Origin of the sequence: Gemella haemolysans, assembly GCF_012273215.1 — a bacterium.
Taxonomy (GTDB): Bacteria; Bacillota; Bacilli; order Staphylococcales; family Gemellaceae; genus Gemella; species Gemella haemolysans_A.
Window position 1 is genome coordinate 1,895,790 of sequence record NZ_CP050965.1, and the last position, 26,306, is coordinate 1,922,095.

The 26,306-nt window shown below is 29.8% G+C and carries 27 protein-coding genes and 1 pseudogene; 12 read left to right on the forward strand and 16 right to left on the reverse strand.

Going from position 1 to position 26,306, the window contains the following annotated elements; all coding sequences use genetic code 11:
* Positions 1 to 70: 70 nt before the first annotated feature.
* From FOC48_RS08840 to FOC48_RS08860, 5 genes and pseudogenes are all read right to left on the reverse strand, one after another.
* On the reverse strand, positions 71 to 1,168 hold the full coding sequence (locus FOC48_RS08840; protein ID WP_003147536.1) for a metallophosphoesterase: 1,098 nt from the start codon (positions 1,166 to 1,168) through the stop codon (positions 71 to 73).
* 334 nt (positions 1,169 to 1,502) lie between these two features.
* Positions 1,503 to 2,129, reverse strand: coding sequence for a superoxide dismutase (locus tag FOC48_RS08845; RefSeq protein ID WP_003147537.1), 627 nt, complete (start codon positions 2,127 to 2,129; stop codon positions 1,503 to 1,505).
* A gap of 351 nt (positions 2,130 to 2,480) precedes the next feature.
* Positions 2,481 to 3,020, reverse strand: a pseudogene (locus FOC48_RS08850) (IS3 family transposase); the annotation flags it as partial.
* A gap of 15 nt (positions 3,021 to 3,035) precedes the next feature.
* Complete coding sequence (locus FOC48_RS08855; protein ID WP_172497938.1) at positions 3,036 to 3,374, reverse strand: IS3 family transposase; 339 nt, start codon at positions 3,372 to 3,374, stop codon at positions 3,036 to 3,038.
* Positions 3,305 to 3,889 (reverse strand): transposase, encoded by a 585-nt coding sequence (locus tag FOC48_RS08860; protein ID WP_172497837.1) that lies wholly within the window; start codon positions 3,887 to 3,889, stop codon positions 3,305 to 3,307. Before FOC48_RS08860 ends, FOC48_RS08855 begins: the two co-directional genes overlap by 70 nt.
* Positions 3,890 to 4,193: 304 nt before the next feature.
* Here FOC48_RS08860 and FOC48_RS08865 point away from each other — a divergent pair, with 304 nt between their 5' ends.
* The 8 genes from FOC48_RS08865 (at position 4,194) to FOC48_RS10040 (ending at position 10,845) form a co-directional block, all read left to right on the forward strand.
* Positions 4,194 to 5,363 (forward strand): hydroxymethylglutaryl-CoA synthase, encoded by a 1,170-nt coding sequence (locus tag FOC48_RS08865; RefSeq protein WP_003147542.1) that lies wholly within the window; start codon positions 4,194 to 4,196, stop codon positions 5,361 to 5,363.
* Between the two features lie 11 nt (positions 5,364 to 5,374).
* The gene (locus FOC48_RS08870; protein ID WP_003147544.1) at positions 5,375 to 6,643 is read left to right on the forward strand and encodes a hydroxymethylglutaryl-CoA reductase, degradative; all 1,269 of its coding nucleotides are present in this window, start codon (positions 5,375 to 5,377) and stop codon (positions 6,641 to 6,643) included.
* Between the two features lie 427 nt (positions 6,644 to 7,070).
* The gene (locus FOC48_RS08875) at positions 7,071 to 7,262 is read left to right on the forward strand and encodes a CsbD family protein (RefSeq protein WP_003147545.1); all 192 of its coding nucleotides are present in this window, start codon (positions 7,071 to 7,073) and stop codon (positions 7,260 to 7,262) included.
* 512 nt (positions 7,263 to 7,774) lie between these two features.
* Entirely contained in the window at positions 7,775 to 8,014 is a 240-nt protein-coding gene (locus FOC48_RS08880; RefSeq protein ID WP_003147546.1) for a GlsB/YeaQ/YmgE family stress response membrane protein, read from the forward strand.
* Positions 8,015 to 8,062: 48 nt separating this feature from the next.
* On the forward strand, positions 8,063 to 8,641 hold the full coding sequence (gene amaP, locus FOC48_RS08885) for an alkaline shock response membrane anchor protein AmaP (RefSeq protein WP_003147547.1): 579 nt from the start codon (positions 8,063 to 8,065) through the stop codon (positions 8,639 to 8,641).
* 11 nt (positions 8,642 to 8,652) lie between these two features.
* Positions 8,653 to 8,814, forward strand: coding sequence for a DUF2273 domain-containing protein (locus FOC48_RS08890; protein WP_003144288.1), 162 nt, complete (start codon positions 8,653 to 8,655; stop codon positions 8,812 to 8,814).
* A gap of 26 nt (positions 8,815 to 8,840) precedes the next feature.
* Positions 8,841 to 10,001 (forward strand): Asp23/Gls24 family envelope stress response protein, encoded by a 1,161-nt coding sequence (locus FOC48_RS08895; protein ID WP_172497940.1) that lies wholly within the window; start codon positions 8,841 to 8,843, stop codon positions 9,999 to 10,001.
* Positions 10,002 to 10,026: 25 nt separating this feature from the next.
* Positions 10,027 to 10,845 carry a CsbD family protein gene (locus tag FOC48_RS10040; protein ID WP_254263178.1) on the forward strand — a complete coding sequence of 273 codons (819 nt, stop codon included), beginning with the start codon at positions 10,027 to 10,029 and terminating at the stop codon, positions 10,843 to 10,845.
* 200 nt (positions 10,846 to 11,045) lie between these two features.
* On the opposite strand, the gene FOC48_RS08905 is transcribed toward FOC48_RS10040, so the two are convergent.
* On the reverse strand, positions 11,046 to 11,912 hold the full coding sequence (locus FOC48_RS08905) for a protein kinase family protein (protein ID WP_003147553.1): 867 nt from the start codon (positions 11,910 to 11,912) through the stop codon (positions 11,046 to 11,048).
* Between the two features lie 226 nt (positions 11,913 to 12,138).
* Here FOC48_RS08905 and FOC48_RS08910 point away from each other — a divergent pair, with 226 nt between their 5' ends.
* The gene (locus tag FOC48_RS08910) at positions 12,139 to 13,317 is read left to right on the forward strand and encodes an acetyl-CoA C-acetyltransferase (RefSeq protein ID WP_003147554.1); all 1,179 of its coding nucleotides are present in this window, start codon (positions 12,139 to 12,141) and stop codon (positions 13,315 to 13,317) included.
* A 137-nt stretch (positions 13,318 to 13,454) separates the two neighbouring features.
* Positions 13,455 to 14,090, forward strand: coding sequence for a sunset domain-containing protein (locus tag FOC48_RS08915; RefSeq protein WP_003147556.1), 636 nt, complete (start codon positions 13,455 to 13,457; stop codon positions 14,088 to 14,090).
* 2,963 nt (positions 14,091 to 17,053) lie between these two features.
* Here FOC48_RS08915 and FOC48_RS08920 read toward each other — a convergent pair.
* The 10 genes from FOC48_RS08920 to FOC48_RS08965 all read right to left on the reverse strand — a co-directional run bounded on the left by FOC48_RS08920 (position 17,054) and on the right by FOC48_RS08965 (position 23,646).
* Complete coding sequence (locus FOC48_RS08920; RefSeq protein WP_003147558.1) at positions 17,054 to 17,758, reverse strand: hypothetical protein; 705 nt, start codon at positions 17,756 to 17,758, stop codon at positions 17,054 to 17,056.
* A gap of 8 nt (positions 17,759 to 17,766) precedes the next feature.
* A complete protein-coding gene (locus FOC48_RS08925; protein ID WP_003147559.1) occupies positions 17,767 to 17,964 on the reverse strand; it encodes a hypothetical protein in 198 nt (65 codons plus the stop codon).
* 13 nt (positions 17,965 to 17,977) lie between these two features.
* On the reverse strand, positions 17,978 to 18,307 hold the full coding sequence (locus FOC48_RS08930; RefSeq protein ID WP_003147561.1) for a hypothetical protein: 330 nt from the start codon (positions 18,305 to 18,307) through the stop codon (positions 17,978 to 17,980).
* 438 nt (positions 18,308 to 18,745) lie between these two features.
* On the reverse strand, positions 18,746 to 21,190 hold the full coding sequence (locus FOC48_RS08935; protein WP_003147562.1) for a DNA primase family protein: 2,445 nt from the start codon (positions 21,188 to 21,190) through the stop codon (positions 18,746 to 18,748).
* 15 nt (positions 21,191 to 21,205) lie between these two features.
* Positions 21,206 to 21,682, reverse strand: a complete 477-nt coding sequence (locus FOC48_RS08940) for a hypothetical protein (RefSeq protein ID WP_003147563.1) — start codon at positions 21,680 to 21,682, stop codon at positions 21,206 to 21,208.
* 16 nt (positions 21,683 to 21,698) lie between these two features.
* A complete protein-coding gene (locus FOC48_RS08945) occupies positions 21,699 to 21,998 on the reverse strand; it encodes a hypothetical protein (protein ID WP_003147564.1) in 300 nt (99 codons plus the stop codon).
* 88 nt (positions 21,999 to 22,086) lie between these two features.
* Entirely contained in the window at positions 22,087 to 22,356 is a 270-nt protein-coding gene (locus tag FOC48_RS08950; protein ID WP_003147565.1) for a hypothetical protein, read from the reverse strand.
* A gap of 130 nt (positions 22,357 to 22,486) precedes the next feature.
* Positions 22,487 to 22,846, reverse strand: coding sequence for a helix-turn-helix domain-containing protein (locus FOC48_RS08955; RefSeq protein WP_003147566.1), 360 nt, complete (start codon positions 22,844 to 22,846; stop codon positions 22,487 to 22,489).
* A 4-nt stretch (positions 22,847 to 22,850) separates the two neighbouring features.
* A complete protein-coding gene (locus FOC48_RS08960; RefSeq protein ID WP_003147567.1) occupies positions 22,851 to 23,291 on the reverse strand; it encodes a hypothetical protein in 441 nt (146 codons plus the stop codon).
* Between the two features lie 115 nt (positions 23,292 to 23,406).
* Positions 23,407 to 23,646: a DUF739 family protein gene (locus FOC48_RS08965; RefSeq protein WP_003147568.1), complete on the reverse strand. Its 240-nt coding sequence runs from the start codon at positions 23,644 to 23,646 to the stop codon at positions 23,407 to 23,409.
* Between the two features lie 198 nt (positions 23,647 to 23,844).
* On the opposite strand from FOC48_RS08965, the gene FOC48_RS08970 reads away from it, so the two are divergent.
* Positions 23,845 to 24,489, forward strand: a complete 645-nt coding sequence (locus tag FOC48_RS08970; protein ID WP_003147569.1) for a LexA family protein — start codon at positions 23,845 to 23,847, stop codon at positions 24,487 to 24,489.
* Positions 24,490 to 25,134: 645 nt separating this feature from the next.
* Complete coding sequence (locus FOC48_RS08975) at positions 25,135 to 26,232, forward strand: site-specific integrase (protein WP_003147570.1); 1,098 nt, start codon at positions 25,135 to 25,137, stop codon at positions 26,230 to 26,232.
* Positions 26,233 to 26,306 lie beyond the last annotated feature (74 nt).

Consider the following 26,306-nt stretch of genomic DNA (forward strand, 5'->3'; position numbering starts at 1 on the left):
ATTTCAAGATATGAATAAAAGTTAACCCCAAGAGTTAGAATACACTAACTTTTGGGGTATTTTATATTCTTTATTTTCCTTCGATTGTAATCATCCATACTTCACTACGAGCTGTAGTTTTGAAAGGTGGTCCCCAGAAACCATAACCTGCAGAAGTGAAGAAATGTTTACCATTAATCTTTGCGTAGCCATGATCTAGGGTATAAACTACATCTGTGATGAAGTTTAACGGCCATAGTTGTCCGCGGTGAGTATGTCCAGAAAGTTGAACATCTATAGGTAAGGTAGCGTGATAATCAACAGCATCAGGTTGATGATCGATAAGAACGATAGTCTTGTTTAAATCAACGCTCTTAAGCAGGTCATCTGTATCTAGTCTATCACGACTGACACTCTTATCTTTACGCCCTACTAATGTAATATCGTTATTAAGTGTAATACTTTCATCAAACAGTGGGATTATCCCTGTCTTTTTAACCTCGTTTACTATTTCTAGTGCGTCACGGTCGTGATTTCCCATTGTAGTGTAAACGCCTAGAGGAGCTTTTAGCTTGCTTAGGCTTTCTTGCATATTACGTTTCTTGTACATAACCATATCATCATCCATAAGGTCTCCTGCGATAACTACAGTATCTGGCTTCTCTTCGTCAACAATCTTATTCAGTTTTTCAAGTTGAGGATTTGAGAAAAATGTCCCAAGATGAAGATCGGATACCATGGCAATTTTAATAGGTTTTTCAATGTGTTTATCTACCTTAATAGTCTTATTAATCACAGTAGGTGAGTATGCCCAAAATAATCCTAGAGCAGTCATACCTAATAAATATAGAGTAGTTATACTTAAACTAATTCCTTGATTAAGGTTTAATTTGAAGATTTTCAGTAATAACTTAGCGATTAATAAGATAACACCTATGACTGTGCCATTCAAGAAGTAGAAGTACCAGATGTTCCCATAATTTACCCACGGTGCACCTAATCTTAGCATATAAGCTATAATAGAAAAGTTAGCAATGATAAATAGTGTGATAGCAATAGCTAATTTAACCTTAGCTGGAACGAAAGGTGAGATCATCCATTTTAAACCTAGACACATCAGAAATACTAGTATTTCATATACTGCGAATACCCCAATGAAGCCGGCTATAAGTTTCCAATTATTCAACATCAATTCTCCTTTAATCTATTTAATAACAAATGTAAGGGAGTGACTCAAAAATCATGATTTCGGAGAAACAAGATTTTGTTGAGTCACCCCTGCACAGTTTATTAGATGTCTAAAAAACTTTTACAAAGCGAATTTAGATATCAATAAACCACTGTGTCTATGAATTATCATATACACTTTTTTAAAATTTAGGACTTTTGAGTTAGCCCTAACAGAGTGCTTTTCATTATACATTATCTAGCTTAAATTGTCATTAAATTAGGTTGGGAAGGAGATGAGATAAACTAAAAAAACAAAAAGCCATCATACGACAGCTTTTTGTTTATCTATGTAATTATTTACCTAATTTTTCTAAGTGTTTAGCTAGGCGTTCGTTAACGAAATCCCAGTTTACAACACGGAAGAATTCTTTAATGTAGTCTGGACGACGGTTTTGGTAGTTTAGGTAGTATGCGTGTTCCCAAACGTCTAATCCAAGGATTGGAGTAAGACCTGTTAAGTATGGAGAGTCTTGGTTAGCTGTAGAAGTAACTACTAATTTACCTTCTTTATCTAAAGCTAGCCATGCCCAACCACTACCAAATCTTGTAGCAGCTGCAGCTGAGAAGCTCTTAACGAACTCTTCGTATCCACCAAGTTCAGCTTCAACTTTTTCTTTTACTAATCCAGCGAATTCAGAAGAATCTGCTTTAGTTAGAGATTTCCAGAATAGGCTGTGGTTGTGATGTCCACCACCGTTGTTGATAACAGCTTGACGGATGTCAGAAGGTACGTTATCAATGTTTTTTAGTAAACCGCAGATGCAGTTAGCTTCGAATTCTGGGTGTTTTTCTAAAGCTGCGTTTAAGTTGTTAACGTAAGCAGCGTGGTGTTTGTCGTGGTGAATTTCCATAGTTTTAGCGTCGATAACTGGTTCTAAGAAATCGAATCCATAAGGTAATTCAGGTAATTTAAATGTCATAGTAATAATCCTCCTAGGGTTTTTATAAATATATAATAATTATAAGAAAAATATTAAAAATAAACAACAAAAATGCTTACAAAAAATTTTTTTTCCGATAAAAAACTATTTTAATCGTTGTAATAACAACTAATTAAAACTAAATAAAAGTTAATAAAGTTTGAAATGGAAATAAGGTTGACCCAAAAGTCCAAAAATTTAACAAGGTTCATATGAGAACTCATGGACGCAGTGGTTTATTGATATCTAAATTCGCTTTAAAAAAGCTTTTTAGATATCTAATAAACTGTGCGGGGGTGACTCGACAAAATCGATTTTGATGTGTACCCAAAATTCTGGACACATATATATTTAGTTTAGACAAGTGGATGTTATCCTGTATTGTACAGGAGGCATCCATTTTGTTTTTGATTGAATTCTCTTGTTGTTGTAATAATTTATATATTCAGATACAGCTTTACTAAACTCTTCAAATGACATATAAACCTTTTCATAACCATAATATATCTCCGTCTTCATTCTTCCAAAAAGTGATTCCATGATACTATTATCATAACAATTTCCCTTTCTAGACATCGATTGAATGATTCCATGTTTTTTTAACTCACTTCTATAGTATGAATGTTGATACTGCCACCCTTGATCCGAATGCATAATTAATCCTTCTGTTTTTGGAAATTTATTAAATGCTTGTTCTAACATCCTTTTTATCTGATTTAAATTTGGATGTAAAGATAAATCATATGATATTATTTCATTTGTATGCATATCTAGAATCGCTGAAAAATAGCACTTTCCCCATGAAAAATTGAATTGTGACACATCTGTAGTCCATTTCTGTAAAGGAGCAGTTGTACTAAAATCTCGATTTATTATATTATTAGCGACTTTTCCTACTGTTCCCTTCTATGAATGGTATCTTTCTTTAGGAGTTTTCCCTTTCAATCCTTCTTTATGCATAAGACTTTGTACTCGTTTCTGATTTACTTTAAAACCTCTATTAATTAGTTCATTGTGAACTCTACGGACACCATATAGTCCTTTATTTTCGGTAAAAATAATTTTAATTTCTTTTAACACTGGTTTATTACGAATAGCCACAACATCTATTTCTTCCTTATTTACTAAATAATAATATGTTGATTTTGCCATTCCTATTTCTTGTAAAAGGCATTTTAATTGATATCCTTTTTTTCTAAGTTCTTTGATGATTGCTGCTTTTTCGCCTTGAGTTGCGCAGCCCATTTTTCTCGCCTCAAGGCTATTAATTTTTTTATTATTTCTTTTTCCGCTTTAATATTTTCGATTTCCGTTTTTATAAATTTATTTTCTGCACGTAATCTAATTAATTCTTCTCTTTCTGATTCTTTTAATGGTTTAGGACTACTGTTTTCTTTCATGATAGGTACCTTTCTTGGTCTTTCTTTCTTTTCATCTACAAGTCCATTATAACCTTTTTCCTTATATTTTTGAACCCATTTATACAGTGTCCTATAGTTAATTCCATTGTCTAGTGCAACGGAATTATATGAATAACCAGCTAAAATTTTAGAAACTAATACTAGTTTTTCTTCTGGATTCCACTTCTTATTTTTTGTTTTATGTCGCAAGACACTTACTCCTAACGAATCAACCATTCTTTTCCATTTTCTAATAGTATCTTTAAATTTTCTAGTGGTTATTCCGTTCGGTGTTTCTGGATATTCCCCTCTTTCATACATCTCAACACATTTTACTTTAAATTCAAAACTATAACGCATAAAAATACCCCTTTCACTGGTTTGTCCAGTAAAAGGGGTACATATCATTTCTACGAAATCACGATTTTTGAGTCACTCCCATTTATATTTTATAATTGATAGACCTAAGTTCTGTAATTTTTAATGGCTATCTATGGACTAATTCATGAAAATTTTATACAATAGTATTTGCATGAATTATTTTAATCATGATAGGAAATATATGGCTGTTAGACTTTAATTTTTAATAGTTTAATAGTATAATTATAGTTGGAAAAAATTGTATAGATGAATGATTCGAATTTTAATCGAAAGGAATTTGATAATGAAAATAGGAATAGATAAAATTGGTTTTGCAATGCCAAATTATTATTTAGATATTCGTGATTTAGCCGCAGCGCGTGGAATAGAACCAGATAAATTTACAAAAGGTTTATTACAACTTGAAATGAGTATTCCACCGGTATCTCAAGATATCGTAACTCTTGGGGCACAAGCTGCATATGAAATATTAGATAAAGATGATTTAGAAAAAATTGACATGATTATCGTAGGAACTGAGTCTGGAATCGACCAAAGTAAAGCTTCTGCGGTATTTATTCACGGTCTTTTAGATATTCAACCATTTGTACGTGCTATTGAGGTAAAAGAAGCATGTTACGGGGCAACAGCGGCATTAGATTTTGCAAAAAATCATGTAATGAATAATCCAGAATCAAAAGTACTAGTTATAGCTAGTGATATAGCGAAGTATGGAGTTAAATCATCTGGTGAATCGACACAAGGTGCAGGAAGTTGTGCGATGTTAGTTAGCAGTAACCCTAGAATATTAGAACTTAACAACGATAATGTTTGTTTAACTCGTGATGTTATGGACTTTTGGCGTCCTAATTACTCGCACTATGCCTTTGTAGAAGGAAGATTCTCAACAGAACAATACCTTGATTGTTTAACAACTACATGGGGAAGATTCTCTGAAAAGTCGAAACAGAATCTTAATGATTTTTCTGCAGTATGTCTACACTTACCATATCCTAAATTAGGATTAAAAGGTTTAAGTTTATTATTAGAACAAGCTGAAGAAGATAAAAAAGAAGAATTACTTGCTCATTTTAATGAGTCTATTTTATATAGTCAACGAGTAGGTAACATTTATACAGGATCATTATTCTTAGGACTGTTATCTTTACTTGAGAACAATACTACTTTAGAAGCGGGTAATAAGATTGCATTATATAGCTACGGAAGTGGTGCTGTTGCGGAAGTATTTAGTATGACTTTAGTTGATGGTTATAGAAAACAACTAAGAAATAATCGTTTTGACGATTTTGACAGTAGAACACGTATTTCAATTGATGAATATGAGAAAATGTTCTTTAGAGATACTACAGTTGATGAAGAAGGAAACTTAGATATTTCTGACATTCAAGATGAAAGCAGATTTGTTTTAGAAAAAATTGAAAATCACAAGAGAGTTTATAAAAAACAATTTTAATAGAGGGAACTATGGAAAAAATTTGGAGTGGATTTTATAAGAAAAATATTGATGAACGCTTAGAAGTTATTGAACAAGCTGATATTTTAAGTAAGGAGCATCTTGAACTTCTTAAAAATAATGAAGTATTAGACTTTGATACGGCTAATAACATGGTAGAGAATGTAATAGGAACTTTCTCATTACCTTTTAGCGTTGTGCCAAATTTTACTGTTGATGGAAAACAGTATGTAGTACCATTTGTTACAGAAGAACCATCGGTAGTTGCAGCTTGTAGTAATGCCGGGAAGATAGTAGCGAAATCTGGTGGTTTCAAAACGGAAATCCTTGATAGAAAAATGATTGGTCATGTTGCGTTATACGATGTAGCAGATACTACCTTAGCTGTAGAACGTATTTTACAGAGTAAAGAACTTCTTCTAAAAACAGCTAACGAAGCATATCCATCTATCGTAGCTCGAGGTGGTGGAGCTTGTGATATTGAGGTCAAAGTTCTATCAGAAGAAGGTGTAGATTTTGTAGTAGTTTACCTTATCGTCGATACTTTAGAAGCGATGGGGGCAAATATGCTAAATACAATGCTAGAGGCTCTTAAAGTTTCGTTAGAGTCATTAACTGAGGGTGTAGCTCTTATGGCGATTTTATCGAATTATGCGACACGTTCACTAGTTACAGCAGAATGTTCTATTCCATTTGAAGACTTAGGAGAAAATGGAGAGTATTTAGCTAAAAGAATTGAGCTTGCGAGTAAATTTGCCAAAGCAGATGTCTACAGAGCTGCTACTCATAATAAAGGTATATTTAACGGAATTGATAGTGTTGTAATAGCGAGTGGTAATGACTGGCGAGCTATAGAAGCGGCATGCCAAAGCTATGCAACTAAAGATGGTAACTACAAAGGGCTTTCTACTTGGCGTTGTGATGAAGCGTCTAAGGAGCTTGTAGGAGAAATCGCGTTACCGATGCCGGTTGCTAGTGTAGGTGGATCTATCGGAATTAACCCTACTGTAAAAGTTGCACGAGGATTACTAAATAATCCAGACGCGAAAACATTAGCGAGTATACTTGTTTCTGTCGGGTTAGCTCAAAACTTAGCAGCATTAAAAGCGTTGGTAGGAGACGGTATTCAAAAAGGTCATATGAAGTTACATGCTAAATCTCTAGCGATTTTAGCTGGAGCTACTAATGAAAATATTGAATCAGTCGTAGAAGAGTTAAGAAAAGAAAAACATATGAATTTAGCTAGTGCTAAAAAAATAGTAGAGAAATACAATAAATAACGTTTAAGAGAGATTAGGATTCCTAGTCTCTCTTATTTGATAATTTAAGTAAGTTCTACATACTCTATGAATAAATCTAAAATAGATTAATAAATTTAATCTCAATAAACTGTTAAAAAAGAATAGAAGAATCTGTTTATAGTAGAAATATTTAAAAAATAAATTTAAATTGCCGTTGTTATAAGATTTTTTATTATTGTATAAATATAGTAAAAATTCTGTTTCTAGCAAGTGTTTAGGCTGTTTCATGATAAAAAATAAAATTTTTTTAATTCTGTGAGCAATTAGATTGATTAATAATTTAAAATGATATATTATATAGTGTATAGAAATTAACAAATTAATATCTATAAAAAATATTTAAAGAGAAGTATATTTAATTTCGATTTATAGAAAAATTGATAGGTAATATACAGGAGGCAAGATTATGTCATTAGAAAACAAATTCGACGAAATCAAAGGATCAGTTAAAGAAGGTTTAGGAAAATTAACTGGAGATAAAACGTTAGAAGGTGAAGGATTAGCAGAACAAGTAGTTTCTAAAGTAAAAGAAGCTGCAGAAGGTGCTAAAGATGCAGTAGAAGGCGCTATCGACAGTGTTAAAGACAAATTAAAATAAGACGAATGTTTATTGAATTCTTTTGTTAGGATATGGATAAATTGAAGTAACGAAGGAAGAGATTCAATATTTTTGTACTATAGGTGATTGACGGAAGTAAAGAAAACTTGGCCAATCACCTATTTTTTTATACAGTTTTTTAAAGTGTGATAAATAATTATATTAATTACAAATATTTCTAAAAAATATTTATAAATTAAAATCAACAAAACTGTTCTATATATAGAGTTGGAATTTGTTTCTACTTAAAATATTAAAAATGATAATTTAAAATATGAATAAACTTTATTTTTATAACAAAATTTAATTTATTTTTTGAAATATATATTTATGTAAAAATCTGTGTTAATCATTGATTGATTAGTGATTTAACATAAATTATAAAACTTTTTTAAATTTTGTGAGCAGTTATATTGATTTAAAATTAAAAGTGATATATCATATCCATAATAAATATTTGTTATTAGTATATAAATATTTATATAAAATAATTAAGGAAAGGAGAAATAATTATGATTTGGTCAATTATAGTAGGTGGTTTCATAGGCTTTGTAGCTGGAGGAATCACAAAAAAAGGTGGAGCCATGGGTATCGTTTCTAATGTTATCGCAGGTTTAGTAGGTTCATCAGTAGGACAATCATTATTTGGAGCTTGGGGTCCAAGCCTAGGTGGAATGGCGTTAATTCCTTCTATCTTAGGTGCGGCAATTGTAGTAACTATAGTATCAATATTCTTTGGGAAAAAATCTTAAATAATTTTTTTCTAAAATGAATAGTCAATTTTTGAAAGGAGGTTTAAAATGTCTAAAACAAAAAAAATAATTTCTATTATTGTTTGTCTATTAGTTTTAACGGTTATGGTTCCTATTATGATAGAGTATCATAATGTTAGCGGATTAGATCCACAATTTTTAGATTTACAATTATTCGATTGGAAACAATTTTCTTTCTTAGAATTTTATCTTTCTAGATATATTTTCTGGGGAGCATTAGTATTATCAACATTGATAATTCTTTCAATATTAGTAATAGTATTTTATCCTAAACAACATTTAGAAGTAAAACTATCTGATAAAGGTGGTAAATTATCACTAACAAATTCAGCTATTGAAGGATTTGTTAAAAATTTAGTGATTGAGCAAGGATTAATTAATAATCCGTCGGTAAAAATAAATAATAGAAGAAATAAATGCCGTATTAATATAAAAGGAGAATCAGCTTCTTCAGAGAGTATTGTTCAGAAGAGTGATCAGATTCGAGATGGAATAAAAAATGGATTGGTTGAGTTTTTCGGTGTAGATAAAGCTGTAAAACTTAAGATTTCTGTTTCAGATATTCAGAAAAAAGTAACTAAAAAGAGTACAAGTCGTGTAAAGTGAGGACATAAATTATGGAATGGCTAAAAAAACATCAATACACTGTTGTATCAGGATTATTGGGAGCATTTCTAGCTTGTTTAATTCTGTTCTTAGGATTTTTCAAAACTATTTTTGTTTTGATTTTCGCTGCACTAGGAATTGTAACAGGATATTATATAAAGAATAAAATATAAAAATTTGTAATTAGGAGAAAAGATATATGTCTAATCCAAATGAAAATAATGTAGAAAAAAAAGAATTAACTACAAGTAATAGTGAAGCTAAAGGTGAATTGACATTTGATAATGATGTAATCAAAAAAATTATTGGTCAAGCTTTAGAAAATGTTCCAGGATTACTAGCAGTTGATGGTGGTTTTTTCTCGAATTTAACAGATAAATTAATTAATACTGATAATGTTACATCAGGTGTTAATATTGAAGTAGGTAAGGAACAAGTAGCTGTTGATTTAAATATCATAGTAGAGTATAAGAAAAATGTTCCTGAAATCTTTGAGGAAATTAAACGAGTGATTACAACTGATATTGATGAAATGACAGGGTTAGAGGTTGTAGAAGTTAATGTCAATGTAATCGATATTAAAACTAAAGAACAACATGAAGCAGACTCAGTAAGTTTACAAGATCGTGTATCTAATGTTGTTGAATCAACAGGAGAATTTGCATCTGATACCTTTACAGCAGCTAAAGCAGGTATAAGTGATGGATTTTCAACAGTTAAAGAGAAAGTTGGAGATGCAACTGAAGTAGTTGTAGATAAGGCTGTAGATGTGAAAGATGCAGTGGTAAACAAAGCTGTAGATGTAAAAGATGCAGTAGTGGAAAAAGCAGTAGATGTAAAAGAAGCGACTGCAGACAAAGTAGAAGAAGCGAAAGAAGTAGCATCGGAAGCTAAGGAAGCAGTAGTAGAAAAAGCAGAAGATGTAAAAGAAGCAACTGCAGACAAAGTAGAAGAAGCGAAAGAAGTAGCATCGGAAGCTAAGGAAGCAGTAATAGACAAAGCAGAAGATGCAAAAGAAGTGACTGCAGACAAAGTAGAAGAAACAAAAGAAGTAGCATCAGAAATTAAGGAAGCAGTAGTAGAAAAAACAGCAGATGCAAAAGAAGCGACTGTAGACAAAGTAGAAGAAGCGAAAGAAGTAGCATCAGAAACTAAGGAAGCAGTAGTAGAAAAAGCAGAAGATACAAAAGAAGCGACTGCAGATAAAGTAGAAGAAACAAAAGAAGTAGCATCAGATAAAGCAGCTGAAGGATTCGCAGGAAAACTATTTTCAAAAGTGAAAGAAGCCGCAGAGGATACTAAAGATGCCGTAGAAGATGCTTATGACGGCGTAAAAAACATGGTAAAAAAAGATAAATAAAAAGTAATATTTAGGAGGCACTATTATGTCATTAGAAAACAAATTTGATCAATTAAAAGGTTCAGTAAAAGAAGGATTAGGAAAATTAACAGGTAACGAGAAATTACAAGCTGAAGGATTCGCAGAAAAAGTAGTTTCAAAAGTAAAAGAAGCAGCAGAAGATGCATTTGATGGTGTAAAAAATGTAGCTAGTGTAGTAGCTGATAAAGCAGCGGATGTGAAAGATGCAGTAGTAGAAAAAGCATCAGAATTAAAAGATGCAGCAGCAGATAAAGCGGAAGATGTGAAAGATGCTGTAGAAGACAAAGTAGAAGATGCAAAAGAAGTAGCAGAAGACGTAAAAGACGCAGCAACAGACAAAGCAGAAGATGTAAAAGATGCTGTAGAAGATAAAGCAGAAGATGTGAAAGATGCTGTAGAAGACAAAGTAGAAGATGCAAAAGAAGTAGCAGAAGACGTAAAAGACGCAGCAACAGACAAAGCAGAAGATGTAAAAGATGCTGTAGAAGATAAAGTAGAAGATGCAAAAGAAGTAGCAGAAGACGTGAAAGACGCAGCAGCAGATAAAGCAGAAGACGTAAAAGATGCTGTAGAAGATAAAGTAGAAGACGTAAAAGAAGTAGCAGAAGATGTGAAAGATGCTGTAGAAGACAAAGTAGAAGATGCAAAAGACGCAGCAGAAGATGTGAAAGATGAAGCAGCAGATAAAGCAGAAGACGCTAAAGAAGCTGTTGAAGAAGAAGGATTCGCTGGAAAACTATTTTCTAAAGTAAAAGAAGTGGCAGGAGATGTAAAAGAAGCAGCAGAAGATGCTATTGAAGATGTAAAGAAAATGGTTAAATAATAAGACTAATATTTAGTAAATCCGTTCATTAGGAAACTAGTAAATCTAAATAATATTAAATAAAAATTTATATAGGCAACTGACTAAAGTAGAACTTAAGTCGGTTGCCTGTTTTTATATTAAGTAGCTCCGCTGGATATCGATTTTAGTTTAACACAAAAAAACATCGCCATGTGAAATGACGATGTTTTTATGTTCTTTTAATATAATTCAAATCTTTCTACGTAGTACATTGTTCTATTAGCTCCGCTAGTATAATTTTTATTGTTCAAGCGAAGAGTCATCATACCTACAGGTTTTCTTGTAGCAACATTTACGTATGGGATAAGAACTCTATCACCTTTAATATCCCATTTTTCTACTGGCATAAAGATTGCATCAGTAGCACCACCGTAGCCAATATCACTTTTTGCTAGGAATACTTGATCTTTTGCGAAGTACACTACTTTATTTTTGTGATTCATTAATTTTTCTAAGTTTTCTTTATTGTAATCAGCAACATGGTTGTTTAATTGTACAAATTCAATTTCTTTATCGTTTTGTAATCTTTGTAATACATCTTGTTTTTGGAATGTTTGAGCGTTATATGTATTTAGTAAATCTAATACTTTAGTTAAGTTTATTTGTTTTACTACATTATCGCTACCATCATTACTAGCGATGTATCTTACAACATTTGCAGTGCTGCTTCCTTGTAAGTTTAACATTCCATAAGCCATAGGTTGTAAAATTTCCCCAGCTTTAGCTAAATTATGTTTATAATCTTGAGTATTATTGTTTTGAATATTTTGTTTAGAAGGAGTAGTTACTTTTGTTGTAACTTTTTTATTTATATCATTATTAGTATTGTTATTATCTTTAATATTATTGTTATTATTGTTAACTTGAGTAACATGTTCAACTTCTTTTTGTAAATTAGCTAAAGAAGCTGGACTTTCCTCAGTAGTTTTTACCTCAGTAGTAATATTGTCATTAGTATCTACTTTTTTTGCTACTTTATCTGTGCATCCTGTTAATAATCCAATTCCTAAAATAAATATACCTGTTGTTTTTAGAAGTTTGTTCATGTTATTCACCTTCTTTTTGTATAACTTCTTTATATTTATATTATACATTTAAAAATTACAAAAATCAACCTTTTATTACAAATATATTACATTTACATTACAAATAAATTTAGGAAGTGTTACAAAATGAAAATTTCGATAAATATAGTCTAGTGTAGACAATATTTGAACAACGTTAGTTTTTATAGTAAAATATACTAGAAAATCAAATTAGGAGATAAAATACATGAATAGAGTTGCTATTGTAAGTGCAAAAAGAACTGCTATAGGAAGTTTTGGAGGGAGTTTAAAAGATGTTTCTGCTGCAAAAATCGGTGGAGAACTTGTAAAACAATCATTAGAAGGTATAAATCTTAATCCAAGTCTAGTTGATGAAATAATATTCGGTAATGTTTTACAGACGGGCTTAGGGCAAAATGTAGCACGTCAAATCGCAGTTAATGCAGGTATTCCAAAAGAAAAAAGCGCTTTTGTTGTAAATAAGGTTTGTGGATCAGGGCTGAAAAGTGTTGTTCTTGGGGTACAATCAATATTACTAGGGGATAATGATGTAGTAGTTTGTGGTGGTGTTGAGAATATGAGTGCAGCACCTCATTATACAAAGAATGCTCGTTTCGGACAAAAACTAGGTAGTTTTGAATTAGAAGATACTATAATAAACGATGGTCTTACAGATGCGTTCGAAAACTATCATATGGGTATTACTGCCGAAAATATTGCAGAACAATATAGTATAACAAGAGAAGAACAAGATGAATTTGCTCTTTCAAGTCAGAAAAAAGCAGCCGCAGCTATTGAAAACAATCAGTTCACTAACGAAATAGCACCGATAGTTATTAAAACTAGACGAGAAGAAATTATTTTTGATACAGATGAATTTGTTCGTCCGAATACAACATTAGAAAGTTTAGCTAAATTACGACCAGTCTTTAAAAAAGATGGAACTGTAACAGCAGGAAATGCATCGGGGATTAACGATGGTGCAGCATGTGTTATTTTAATGAGTGAAGCTCGTGCAAAAGAGCTAGGATTAGAAGTTCTTGCTTATATTGATGGTTATGCTTCGGCAGGATTAGATAATAAGGTGATGGGCTTAGGTCCAGTTCCTGCGACACAAAAAGTGTTAGAGAAATTGAATTTAAACATAGAAGATATAGATTTATTTGAAATGAATGAAGCTTTTGCTGCCCAATCAATAGCTGTAACTCGTCTATTAAATCTAGATCAAAACAAAGTAAATACGCGTGGAGGAGCTATTTCACTAGGACATCCAATCGGAGCTAGTGGATGCCGAGTTTTAGTTACTTTAGTTCATGCGCTAATAAATGATGATAAAGAAAAAGGTGTCTGTTCGCTTTGTATTGGAGGAGGACAAGGGATAGCTATGGTGATTTCTAGAAACTAATTATATGATTTATATAAATATATATTTCTAAGAAAAGCCTAATATTTCAATAAAATTAAAGTTATTTATGAAAATAATTGTTTATTAGTGAAGAAAGTGTTAAAATAGATAAGTGATTATTTTTAAGGGGAAATATTGTGAATAAATTCATAAAAGAACATGGACAAGTTATTTTGTGGTTTATCTTTCTAGTGTTTATGATAATATCACTTAGTATGGTTTTTACACATGGTATTAGATATGCAGTAATAGTCTTTGTACTAAGTTTAATATTATTATATCCACCTATTGTAAAATTAATTCAGCGTAAAACGCGATTGAAAAAAGTAGTATTGGGTGTTGTAAGTGCACTTGTAATGATGTTAACTATGTTAATGACGAATCATTTCAGTGAAGCTAGAAAAGAAGAACAAAGAAAAACTGTCCAAGAGAAAAAAGAAGAACGTGATAAAAAATTAGAAGAACAGTCTTCAGAAGAGAAAAAAGAAGATAATTCTGATGAGAATAAAGAACAACAACAAGTTCTTCCACCTCCTGCTTCTAAGAAAAAAATTGATGAACAGGATGGAACAAAAAATGAGACTGTTCAATTAACTCAAACTCAACAAAATAAACAACAACAACCTAAAAAGGTAGTAGTAAGAGCTAGTAAAAAGAGTGGAGTTTATTACACACCGACACATCCTTCTTATAACAATGTTGCAGCAAGAAATCTATTAGTCTTCAGTTCAGAAGAAGCTGCTCAAAGAGCAGGATATAGAAGAGCTGCATAAAAAAATCTCAGACATTTATTGTCTGGGATTTTTTGTTTAAACATAGAAATAATGTAAAATAAAAAAACGTGTTTGGGGAACACGTTTTTTTAGTGAACTAAATTAAGTTCTAAGCAATTTCTTGCTTGTTTATATCTAATCTTATATACTTATAGACGTTATTTAAAATACTATTTCTATACTTTCCAAAACGTTGATATTATTATATTTTGTTTTTTTACTCTTTTCTAGTTATAACCAAAATATGCTAACTTTTCGGAAAGTCAACGGAAACTATACAGCAATTTTAGTACCAGTGGTTTTATAAGTTAATAAGGTATGTGTATTTTTTGCACTAACCACTTTTAAGGACGTTTTTTTAACCGTCTTTTTTTAGGGGTTGGAAATGTTGGTATGTTCTTTTTTAGGGTCTCCAAAATCTCCATATTGTTATGATTATTTAAAATATACACACTGTATTTTACGTCCTAAGCGTTCTGATTATACTTTCCCTTGTGATTGTACCCTTGACCTCTTACAAAGCAAATAAACGCTTATATATGTTTACTGCATTAAGAAGCGGTATTCATGGTATTACTTTATAGGTTATAAATTTCAAGTTTTTTCAAGTTTTGTATGTTATTTCATCTTTTAAAAATAAATGTAGTAATTTGTAGTATCTTCTTATCACTAACTATTCAAATAAATTGTACAGTTACTTTCCTATCACTCTATTTTATTCTTATTCAGAAGCGGTACAATAGTTTTTGGTTTTACTTTCCTATACAGCTAATTTATTCTTATCAAAAACTAGCACAATGATTTAACTAAAGATAATGCTGTTAACCTTATATATTCTTATCTAAAATCATTACAACAAATTAGCTTCATTAATTCTTATTCCTGTTTTTTATTCTTGTTAAAATCTTTTGCAATGATTTTCGTTTAAATATTCTTATCTACGTTATTTTTTCTTATTAAAAATTGTCACAACGATTTCACTTATACGCTTCTTATCATCTCATTTTATTCTTATCACAATTTGTTACAACGATTATTAAACTAAACTTCTTATCATTAAATAATTTTCTTATCAAAAACTATAGCAATAATTTAGCGTTGTATCTTCTTAAACGTAACTTTTTATCCTATTAAAATCTTTCAGAACAGTTTTATAATTTACATTCTTATCTATATTATATTTTCTTGTTAAAATTCATTACAACAGTTTTATTAGATTTATTCTTACCGCTTCTTATTATTCTTATTTCTAATTGTGAAAAAAGATTATCCATTTACCGCTATATCAGTTTTTATTTTTCTTATCACAAATCATTAAAACAAATTTTAGTTTTACTTTCTTATCACTCTATTTTCGCCCTATCACATACTTTTATAACAAATATGCTTTTTGCAACCTTATAAACCTTATTTATTCTTAGCATAAATTGTTGTAATAAATTTAAGCTGCAGGTTGCTATCTTTGTAAATTAATCTGATTACAAATCTTCACAACAATTTTATCATTTTTCACCATATAAACTCTAGTTCTTCTTATTACAAACTATCTCAACAATATAGTTATATATATTCTTATACTTAATATTTCATCTTGTTAAAATCTCTTATAACGGTTTTTGGGTTTATATTCCTATCAATATAAATAATTGCTGTTAAAATCTTTTCTAACAATTTAACTAATTACTTTCTTCTTTATATATTTTCATCTTCTCAAAAATCATTACAACAGTTCTTGTATTATTATTCCTAACGCTTCTAATTCTTCCTATCATAAATCACTGAAACAATTTAGCTATTATACTTCTTATCGCTTATTATTATTCTTATTAAAATCTTTAACAACTATTTAGGGTTATTACCTCTTATCACGCTACCTTATTACTATAACGTTTTGTATCAGTTACCTATATATAAATTAATCTGAGGTTTTCTGAGGTTTTTAATGCTATATATCTTTAAATGCCACTAATTGCCACTAATTTATATATAGTTTTCAATGTAGTATTTTGTAGTAATTATATATAGGTTTTATACTCACATTTTCCAACATTTTTACTTATACAGAATTTTATTCCAACATTTTCCAACAATTTAACTTTCGCACGAAAAAATATGTACAGTGACGGCGTGAAGGTCGAACAACATAGTAGAGAGGTACTATCCCCCCTTTTAAAACTTCTTTTTGCTCTATATGTTTTTTTATCTAAGGTTTTATAAGGTTTTTGAAAACTCCTTTAAGACAGCCGAAACAGCCGATTTTAAAGATATATAGATTTTTATGCCAACATTTGCCAACATTTCTATATATGTTTTCATCTTAGGATTTCTTAGTAATTTTAATATCATATATGTTTTTATACCAACATTTACCAACATTTATAGGTTTTATTTTCAAGTTTTGTCAAGTTTTGACAAGTTGGTATATCTATATATAGAGTTTTATTCCCGTATTTTCCAGTATTTTACACTATACCTTATAGGATTTTATGCCACTAAAAGCCACTATCTCAACATTTACTATATATGTTTTTATACTCTCATTTTCCAACATTTTATGTAAAAAAACGTTATTTTTACCTCTAAAAATGATAGTTTTTGTTAGTAAAAAGTAGTTTTTTCATACTGCTGTTTAAAAGCTGTTTAACGTGTTTCAACTTAATTTAGTGTAATTATATCTATTTCCACACAGAAGCGGTCTAATAACTGCATATTACCGCTCATAAGGGAAAAGAAATAGTCACTGTTCATTATTATTGTTTTTTCTCTATATACATTTCAAACCTTAGCATTTCTTAGCATTCTACCTTAGTAATTTATACCTTTTACCGCTTCTAAAAATAGTGTATTTTATGAATTTTTTCACGCTTCAATATAATTTTATCGAGAAAAAAGACACCTAATCAATAGATGTCTTGGTTGTGTATATCAAGTTTTGTTCTTTGTTCATTCATTGTTCAATAGGTTTATATATCCAGTTTTTCAAGATACTCATTATGTAACTTCATACAGTAACGTTCACTTTTTAAACCTACCAGTCTTGCTACCTTTTGCCATTCTTCTAACATATAGTATCTCCACCAAAATATATACCTTATTCGTATATCTTCTATTTGGTCTATAACGCTTGATAGGTATTCTCTTTCTTTCTCTATTGCTATTTTGAGTTTACTTATCTTATTTTCAGTATCTTGTATTTTAGCTAATAGATTAGTACCTGTAAAATCATAGTTAGTTCTACTGCATGTTATTTTTACTTTTGTATAGTCCATGGTCTGAACATGTGATTTACTATGTTGTTTTTCTTGCAACTCTTCTACTAAGTCGTATAATCTATATAACTGTTCTGTTAAGGCTCTATACCTATTTAATTTTTGCTTTTTATCATTGTTCAATCTTTGTTCAACTCTTGGCTGGGTCTTAACTTTTATATATCCTTTATCAGATAGTAGACTGAACAACTTCACTTTATGTTCATTAATAATCTTGTTTTCTTCATCAGTTGCCTTACGTGAAAAATTAAAGTATACAGCTATCAATAATTCACGTTCTAAGCTGTCTATTTTGTTTAGGTAGGTTTCTATAGCTACCGCTTCTTTAGAGGTCGTATCGTCCACATAACGCTCTATTATAAGGTCTAGTTTAGATAGTTCTTCTCTTGATAACTGCATATTGTTTATTACTCCTTAATTAGTTTTGCTATGTGTAAGTAAGCTAAGGTAGGATATTTTGAAGAAAGCTCATTATCTTTAAAATACTCTATGTTTAATAAAAATTCATCTTCTTGTAATTCTTCATTGATGTATTTGTTAATATTAAAATTTATGGGGTTTAATGTGTTTCTTGATACTTCTACTACTCTAGTTATTTTATACATTGTTTTAACTCCTTTAATTAAATTCTACTGGCAACCATTGTTCATACGGTTTATAACGTTTATACACTGGTAGCAATAATATTTTCTTACGTTTATAATATAAAATCTCATCAGTTGGCTTCATATCTATTAATTCACTTTCTAGCAATTCTTGAATTATATCGCTTGCGGTTTCGTTCCAGTTATCCCAGATTATTATGTTTTCATTATATCCACATATCGTATAATTACCGTTATAGTTAAAGCCAATTTCATTAAAATAGTTTTCTATATCTACTAATGTAACGTTTTTCTTACGCTTAATTAATTTCACTAAGTCTAACTTTATTTTATCTATGTTCATTTTCTAACCTCCTAATTTAGATTTTTTGGTCGCTTGCTTTTATTTATTTAGTTCTTTTCAAATTTATTGCCGTAAACTGAAAAGATATATTGTGTATACCATACATTTTTCTTTTTTTTGGTCGGTGAATTTAGGTTTTTGTTATCTTAATTTTAATTTGTTATCTTAATGTTAAACTAATTTTTTGTTAGCGTAACAGGAAAAACTGCATAATGGCGTGGGTGTTTTAAATCTGTTACGTTGTTACGCTAATTTCGATGATTTTTCTTTTATATATGTGTATATATAGAATTATATATATTGTTACTTTTTTTATAAAAAATTTAATAAAATAACGTAACAACGTAACAAGGTACTATAAACACTTGATACAATAACCTCTTGCTGTTACGTTAATAGAAAAAATAACGTAACACAAGATAACATAAGATAACAAAGTTATTGTTGTTCATTTACTACTTGCTTAATGGCTCTACCAACATGTCCCTCTAACGGTTGAATATTTCTACCATAAATATTTAATTCATCTGTATTTTCTTTTGTGAACCTATGATTTTTTAATTCATATGAGTAATTACTGGTTGTTAGATTATCGTTTAAATGTTTAGTGAATGCATTACCTATCCTTTTTCTTGTATTATATCCATTCTCATAACAAAAATTCTCATAATCATCAGTTAAGTAGCGAACAGGAAAACAACTCACATGATGATAACCTTTATCTTTATAATAAAGCATAAAACTGAATACACTATCATTTTCTTGTTTGTAATTAAGTAATTGCTTTTTAACCGCTTCAGGTATTATAAATTTATCAAAATCAAGATGTAAAGCTGTATATAAGATATATTCCAGTATTATTTTATTGTTTAGCTTCTCATCTTTGATACTTTCATCTTTTACACCTTCAAAATTTGCTTTAAATGGAATTATTAATAACCTGTTTAGTACTGCGTCAGATTTATCTTTAATGGGTGGTATCTCATTTGAATTAAACATTAATAACGTTTTAAAATCATAGTTTCTTACATCTTTGTTTTTACGTTCATAGTTAACACTTTCACCACTTGAAATACTTTTTAATTTATCCATTTCATCTAGTGGCTTTGTACCTACCTCATCACCATAATTACATATTTTGCCCTCAAGGGAAGTCAAACCAAAACGGCTTTGTAATTCATGTGGTGTTGATACTGAAATATTAATATCACCTATTAAATTAATCATCATTTGCCTAAAGGTACTTTTTCCGTTTGTTCCATTACCTAACATTATAGCTATTTTTCTTCTAGTCTTATTTGGGTTTATCGCTTCATTGATTAATTGCCATAGCAACGTAACAATTTCATCATCATTACACGCTATCGACTTCAACCATTCATCAAAATTAAAATAGGTGTTTTTAATAAGTTCATAGTTTGTTAAAGCTTTAGTATTATAATTAGTATCTACTTTAGCTGTAATAAAGTGTTTAGGGTCGAACGGCTCTAATGTTTTAGTTTTAGTATTAAATAAGCCGTTACCAACTGCAATTAGATAATCTAACCTCTGTGGCTTCCTAAATCTTGTATTTGCTCGTAAGTCTTCTGTAACGTCCTTTAATTTAGTTAACTTATACCTTATTTCTATTTTCTTAATACAAGTCTTTATATAATCATCATTTGATGTATATATACCTTTTGAAAAATCATAGAAAAATAACAATGCTGTATCTTCATTCGCTCCACTTTTTATAATAGGTATATGAGTAAGTAAGAATTTAGCTATTACATAAAATGGTACTTGTGGAACAGTAACCTTACCAGTCTTTTCGTTTACGGTTGTGTTTTCTATTCTCCATTGTTCGCCTGCGGTGTATAACCTCCAGTGAAGCTCTCCAGTGTTTAAAATAGGTTTATTTAGCTTATATCGTACTAAATATGAAAAGTTTTTGTCTTTCTTATTTCCCACGATTTCAAACCTTTGTAACATTGAATAACTTTTCTCATTATCAAAATAATTAGGGTTATTTTCCCAACTCTTGATAGCGTGGTTTATTTTGTCTTGGTTCTCTTGGCGGTATTTTTCGGGGTTTTTTCCTATGTTTGCTAATAAGTCAGAACACTCACAAGCAACATCATAGCTTATTATGTTGTAACAAAAATCATAGGTTATTGATAACAATATCCCTAATGCTTTGTTATAGTTGTTTTCATCAGAGTTGATATTTTCATAATCTAACTCTAAATACCTTTTAAACATTTCTGTATATTCTTCATCAGTTAATAAGGTGTTAGTATCAGAAGCGGTATAATTAGTAATAACTTTCTTTTCTTCTTTAACCGCTTCTTGTACTGGATAAGGTAAGCCGTCTAGGTGTTTAATGAATATAAACTCATTATCACGTACAGCAATAGGTAAGCCTTGTAATTGTGACCATGTACAGCTACTTTTATCATACTTGATGTTCAGAAGCTGTATAACGTTCTGTATAGTCGGTTTATATTCATCTTTGACAATATCCCTACTAGGTTCTAATACAAGCCTTAAACGTGGGTTATTTGGCTTATGTGAGATAGTTGAGTATAAAAGGTATTTATAACTAGCTAACTTCTCTTGTATGATAGTTTGTACCTCTTGAGAACTTAAACCTGTATCTTCAATATCAATTACAATTAAATTTCTTGTTTTTAGGTTGCTATCATTCCTTGTATAGCTACCATCTTCATTAGGTGGAATATCTCCACTGATGAAATAAAGCATACTTTTATCTTTATATAGCTTGATGTCTTCATCATTGCTTATTGTTTGGGCGTTAGTGCTTGCTAAGGTTTCTAAGGCTGTTTTATCAGTATTAATAAGGTTTAATACATTGCTTTTAAGTCCTATTTGTCTATAAATCAATTTACATCACCTCTTTTACATTTCAATACGTAAAGTATTTTCATCTTTACTGTATGTATCTTTTAGTTTTTCTAGTACTTTAACCGTCATTTCTAAAGTACTTTTAATTTGCATTTTTAAAATTTGTAAGTCAGTAGGTTTTCCAGTAATTTTCCCAACGTCCAACATTTCGATATATCCTGTTAAGCCTTTTACTTCTCTATCAATGATTTTATTTCTAAAGGTTTCACTATCTTTAATTTTTTGATACTCTGTAACCATATCTTTAAAGCTTGGTGCTATTGTGAAATATGTTCCAACAAACGTTAGCAATAATTCATTATCTCGCTGTAAGGTTTCTAAGCTATCTGTATTGTTATTACCTTGATGTGGGTTTAAAGATACAGAACTATTACTCTTATCAACTATCTTACTTGCTATCTTCTCTAATAACTCTAAACCGTTATAAACCATTTCTTCTATTGTCCCGTCTTTTATTACCTTTATTTCCATTCTTATTATCTCCATTCTATTTTATTTTTTGTAGTGCTTCTTTCACTTCTTCTAGAGCGTCATATATTAAATAACCTAACTCGTTTGATGAATGAATAGCAAAGTCTTCTGTTAATAAGTGCAAATTTTTACCGTTTCGCACCTTATCCCAATATTTCAACAATTCTTCTTCCGTTATTTTTAAGGTTTTAAACTCATCTGTTGAGAGTGTTTGGATTGTTGTGCAATGCGTAGCTAATATTTGCAGTGAAACGTGTAAGCTTGCTAACCTTTGTCCTATTTCCTCTATACTTTTTATGATTTCTGATTTATCCATTCTTATTATCTCCATTCTGTTTTTATTTTAAGAAGCGGTACTATAACTGCCTTTATTAATTTATAAAACTACTGGTACTGTATTTTTATTATCTTGTTTTCAAAGTGTTTAGTATTTCGTTAACATCTTCAATATCAAATAGATGTTTATTACCTAATACTGCATATCGTAAACCGTGTTGCTTTAATATCTCCATGCTTGCTTTTCCTATTCCTAAGAATTTTTGTAATTCAACTCTTGTTAAATACCTTTTGTATGGCTCTATCTGTTCAATACGGTTTTTAATAACTTCATCAATTAAAATGTTTAATTGTTCTTTTATCTTTTGGCTTTGGGCTTCTGACAAAACTACTTCCATAACGTCCACGCCCCTTTAATAAATGCTATCCATTAGTCTGGCCACAAAATATATAAATGCTGTTATGATTGGTATAAATACCACTGCACAACAAAAACTATTAATGTATAATTCTTTGTTTTCCATTGTCTTAACCTCTCTTAAGTTTTTCATCTAGTATAGTTAAAGCTAGCTTTGTAGTTGCTCGTTTACGTTTTGGGTTCTTGTGTTGTTTTGCTATCTCCAGTAAGTGGTCGACTGTTTTTCTAATGATATGATTTTCTTTATCTATTAAGTCGTTATTTTCATCAATTGAATTATTAATATTATAATTTAAGATAATATCATCAAGTTTAGCTATATTTTCATGTGATGGGGTCTTTTCTCCTTTTTCCCAACGTGCTATAGTGCTTTGATTTACGTTCATCAAGTCAGCTAACTCATATTGACTTAAATTGTACTTTTCTCTAAAACTCTTAATGTAATTACTTTTAAAATTCATTTCTAGCATTCTTTTATACCTCTTTTTCCTTTAATTTATAATATTCAACTGCATGTTGATTATTTTCGTACTTATATTCACGTTGCCTTAATTCAATAGCTTTTAGCTTATCCCTTGTACTGGTAGCATTATTAAATATTAGCTTATCTAACTCATCAATGATTTTTAGATGTAAAAATATAGCGTTACGCTCCATTTCATAAGTAAGCTGTTTAGTATTTATCTTGTTTAAAAACTTCTTATCTATGATTTCAATATTAATAATATCTTGACCAACTCTTTCGTAATTGATTTTATTAGAGCGTTTAAACTTCAACATCTTTCTATTAATGCTGTACCAGTCTTCAAAGTCAATGTTTAATACCTCCAGTATTTCTCGTATAGAAGCGGTGGGGTTATCCTTTAACACGCTGTATATTTTTTCTAAAGTTAAATGGTTTTTCTTGTTTTCCATGTTATAAAGTCCTTTCTTATGTTATAATGAAAGAAAGTATTTTTGTTAAATACTTGTCTTTAAACCTTTTAAGTAGTAGTTGGTAGCTAGGAACTTGAAAGGTTTTTTTGTTTTTCTAAAGTTCACTTTTCTGAACATAAACATTAAAAAAATATTCTTGTACTTTTTCTAGTGGGATTTCTAGTAATTCACAAGCCTTTAACATCTCGCTATCAGAAAAATTACTTTTATTGTTTAATCTTTCCGACAATGCGGTTCTACTTATCCCTAATTCTCTTGAGAAGATAGTTAAAGTGCTATACTTTTCTTTAATCTTCCCTCTTAATTTAGCATAATTAAAAATGGTTTTTGTCATTATTTTATTTCCTTTCGCTTTATTTTAGGTTCACTTTTCTGAACTCCACAAGATTTAGTTTAACATTGTTCTTTTTTGTTGTCAATACTTTAGTTCAGAAAAATAAACAAAATGTATTTTATTTCTTTCAAATTGTTGTTTTTTCTGAACATTAATGATATTATATTATTAAGATTAAAACATTTAGAGGTAAATAAAATGGAAACTTTTGCGGTTAGATTAAAAAAATTATTAAAAGAAAAAAAGATTTCTCAATCTGAATTATCAAAAAGAACACATATCGGAAAATCTTCTATAAGTACATATTTAAAAGGTGGTTATATTCCTAAACAGGATAAAATATACTTAATAGCAAAAGTTCTCGATGTATCGGAAAGCTATTTAATGGGGTGGACTGATGAAAAAGAACGAAAACAAACGCCCCCACCGTCTTTTAATTTATCAGATATTAAACCAATAGTAAAAACTGTAAAAATTCCCTTAATAGGTGTGATATGTGCAGGTAATGGAATATATGCTGATGAAAACCTTGAAAGAATGTTAGTAGTCGATAGCAACACTATAACTGCAGATTATGCTTTAACCGTTAAGGGTGACAGTATGATTGATGAAAATATCCTTAATGGTGATATTGCTTTCTTTGAAAAAACTTTTAACTTTGAAAGTGGGAAAATATATGCTTGTATAGTTAACGGAGAAAACACTGGAGCAATTAAAAAAGTACATCAACAAGGTAATAAAATCATTCTAGAAAGTGCAAATAAAGACTATACACCGCAAATATATGATATAGATGATGTTCATATAGTCGGAAAGTATAAAGGCTTATTACGTACAGAATAAACAACACTATAAGTAACTATCAACTAATAGTTAACAGTTCAAAATGGAAAATTACACTATTTTTTCCACTTTGCTTACTGGTTATCAACTAATAGTTACCTACCACTCAAGAAGCGGTATACTGCATTGTTTTATAGGGATATTTAACAACTTAATAAAATATAAAAACTTGATAGTAAATATTTGATAATTATTTAAAATAATACTAAGATGTACATAAGAGATAAGCATATAGGTAGCCTACTTTTAACATGAAAAGGGGTTCTATGTGTGCAATACACCGTGTATATTTTAGATATATGCGGTGTTTTTGTTTTATTAGGGATAGAAAAAAGCACCAGTATATATTACCAGTGCTTTTAAGATTTAATAAAAATGAAAATTATATAAAATGATTTATTACATAGTTTCTATATTAAAGAATATAATAGTATTATACCATACAAATACTGTTATATCAAGGTTTCCGCTTCTTACTTAAAATTAAAAGCCATTTAAACCGCTTCTAAGCGTTCTAATTATTAAAAGGTGTAATTACATTACCTAACCTTTAAAAGTCTTACCACGTCCATTATATGAGGTGATTTTTACCTAATCATTTATTAATTTATAAAACTACTGGTACTAGTGAAAGGATTGATAAAAATGATTAAAGAATATATAGACAAAGACAATAAGAAGTATTATGAGGTGAAAAATCATTATATTGGTAAAGATGTTTTTACCGGGAAAGAAAAAAGGATATCAAAGAAAGGTTTCAGAACAAAAAGAGAAGCGGAAAACTACTGCATTAAGTTAAAAAGTGAGTTTTTAGAGGTTGGCTTTAAGTCTAATCAAGATTACACATTTCAAGATGTATATGACTTATTTGATGAGCAATATAAACGTAAAGTAAAAGATACTACTTACTATAGAAATACATTACATTTTAACAAACATATATTACCATTTTTCGCTTGTATGAAAGTAAAAGATATTAAGTTAGTAGTTTGTCAAAAGTTCATTAATGGTTTATCAGAAAGTTTTAAAAAAGCAACAGTTAAACATTATAGTATATTAGCTAGTATGATACTAGATTATGCTGTTAAACTAGAAATAATAGCTACTAATTACATGAAATATACTGAAATACCACGTATGAAAGAGGAAACAAAGCAAGACAACTATTATACAAAAAGTGAATTACTTGAATTTTTAGAGGTGGTAAAAAATAACTATTCTTTAGAGTTATACTGCACTTTTAGAGTTTTAGCTTTTACTGGTATTAGATGTGGCGAGTTATGTGCTTTAACGTGGAAAGACTTCGACTTAAAAAACAAAACTCTATCAGTAAATAAAAATCTAACTTATGTAAAAGGTGGTTATACTGTATCTGAAACTAAAACAAAATCAAGTAATAGAATTATCTACCTTGATAATGAAACAGTAGAGGTACTTAAACAATTTAGAAAACAAAGGTCTTTTGTTCCTTTAGATACTTCTGTTTTTAATAAAAAGCCTGAATTACTTAAATACTATTTAAACGGTATTTGTGCTAAGAAACCTAATCTAAAAAGAATTACATTACATGGTTTCCGCCATACTCACGCTACTTTATTATATGAAAGTGGTATTGATGTTAAAGATATTTCAAATAGGTTAGGTCACTCAAATATTAAAACAACATTAGATATATATACACATCTTACAGAAGATAAAAAGAAAGATGTTACAGATAAATTCAGTAAATTTATGAGTATGTAAGGATAACGGAAAGCCAACGGAAAGTAAAATAAATAGAGCCTTATATATCAAGGCTCTATACATATATTTTTATT

Coding starts and splice junctions, on each gene's coding strand:
- FOC48_RS08845 (WP_003147537.1), bottom strand. CDS start 2,129: ATGACATTTAAATTACCTGAATTACCTTATGGATTCGATTTCTTAGAA.
- FOC48_RS08855 (WP_172497938.1), bottom strand. CDS start 3,374: ATGGGCTGCGCAACTCAAGGCGAAAAAGCAGCAATCATCAAAGAACTT.
- FOC48_RS08875 (WP_003147545.1), top strand. CDS start 7,071: ATGTCATTAGAAAACAAATTCGACGAAATCAAAGGATCAGTTAAAGAA.
- FOC48_RS08950 (WP_003147565.1), bottom strand. CDS start 22,356: ATGGAAGTAGTTTTGTCAGAAGCCCAAAGCCAAAAGATAAAAGAACAA.
- FOC48_RS08925 (WP_003147559.1), bottom strand. CDS start 17,964: ATGTATAAAATAACTAGAGTAGTAGAAGTATCAAGAAACACATTAAAC.
- FOC48_RS08945 (WP_003147564.1), bottom strand. CDS start 21,998: ATGGATAAATCAGAAATCATAAAAAGTATAGAGGAAATAGGACAAAGG.
- FOC48_RS08865 (WP_003147542.1), top strand. CDS start 4,194: ATGAAAATAGGAATAGATAAAATTGGTTTTGCAATGCCAAATTATTAT.
- FOC48_RS08965 (WP_003147568.1), bottom strand. CDS start 23,646: ATGACAAAAACCATTTTTAATTATGCTAAATTAAGAGGGAAGATTAAA.
- FOC48_RS08895 (WP_172497940.1), top strand. CDS start 8,841: ATGTCTAATCCAAATGAAAATAATGTAGAAAAAAAAGAATTAACTACA.
- FOC48_RS08870 (WP_003147544.1), top strand. CDS start 5,375: ATGGAAAAAATTTGGAGTGGATTTTATAAGAAAAATATTGATGAACGC.
- FOC48_RS08930 (WP_003147561.1), bottom strand. CDS start 18,307: ATGAACATAGATAAAATAAAGTTAGACTTAGTGAAATTAATTAAGCGT.
- FOC48_RS08960 (WP_003147567.1), bottom strand. CDS start 23,291: ATGGAAAACAAGAAAAACCATTTAACTTTAGAAAAAATATACAGCGTG.
- FOC48_RS08880 (WP_003147546.1), top strand. CDS start 7,775: ATGATTTGGTCAATTATAGTAGGTGGTTTCATAGGCTTTGTAGCTGGA.
- FOC48_RS08920 (WP_003147558.1), bottom strand. CDS start 17,758: ATGCAGTTATCAAGAGAAGAACTATCTAAACTAGACCTTATAATAGAG.
- FOC48_RS08975 (WP_003147570.1), top strand. CDS start 25,135: ATGATTAAAGAATATATAGACAAAGACAATAAGAAGTATTATGAGGTG.
- FOC48_RS08840 (WP_003147536.1), bottom strand. CDS start 1,168: ATGTTGAATAATTGGAAACTTATAGCCGGCTTCATTGGGGTATTCGCA.
- FOC48_RS08890 (WP_003144288.1), top strand. CDS start 8,653: ATGGAATGGCTAAAAAAACATCAATACACTGTTGTATCAGGATTATTG.
- FOC48_RS10040 (WP_254263178.1), top strand. CDS start 10,027: ATGTCATTAGAAAACAAATTTGATCAATTAAAAGGTTCAGTAAAAGAA.
- FOC48_RS08940 (WP_003147563.1), bottom strand. CDS start 21,682: ATGGAAATAAAGGTAATAAAAGACGGGACAATAGAAGAAATGGTTTAT.
- amaP (WP_003147547.1), top strand. CDS start 8,063: ATGTCTAAAACAAAAAAAATAATTTCTATTATTGTTTGTCTATTAGTT.
- FOC48_RS08955 (WP_003147566.1), bottom strand. CDS start 22,846: ATGCTAGAAATGAATTTTAAAAGTAATTACATTAAGAGTTTTAGAGAA.
- FOC48_RS08910 (WP_003147554.1), top strand. CDS start 12,139: ATGAATAGAGTTGCTATTGTAAGTGCAAAAAGAACTGCTATAGGAAGT.
- FOC48_RS08905 (WP_003147553.1), bottom strand. CDS start 11,912: ATGAACAAACTTCTAAAAACAACAGGTATATTTATTTTAGGAATTGGA.
- FOC48_RS08860 (WP_172497837.1), bottom strand. CDS start 3,889: ATGCGTTATAGTTTTGAATTTAAAGTAAAATGTGTTGAGATGTATGAA.
- FOC48_RS08970 (WP_003147569.1), top strand. CDS start 23,845: ATGGAAACTTTTGCGGTTAGATTAAAAAAATTATTAAAAGAAAAAAAG.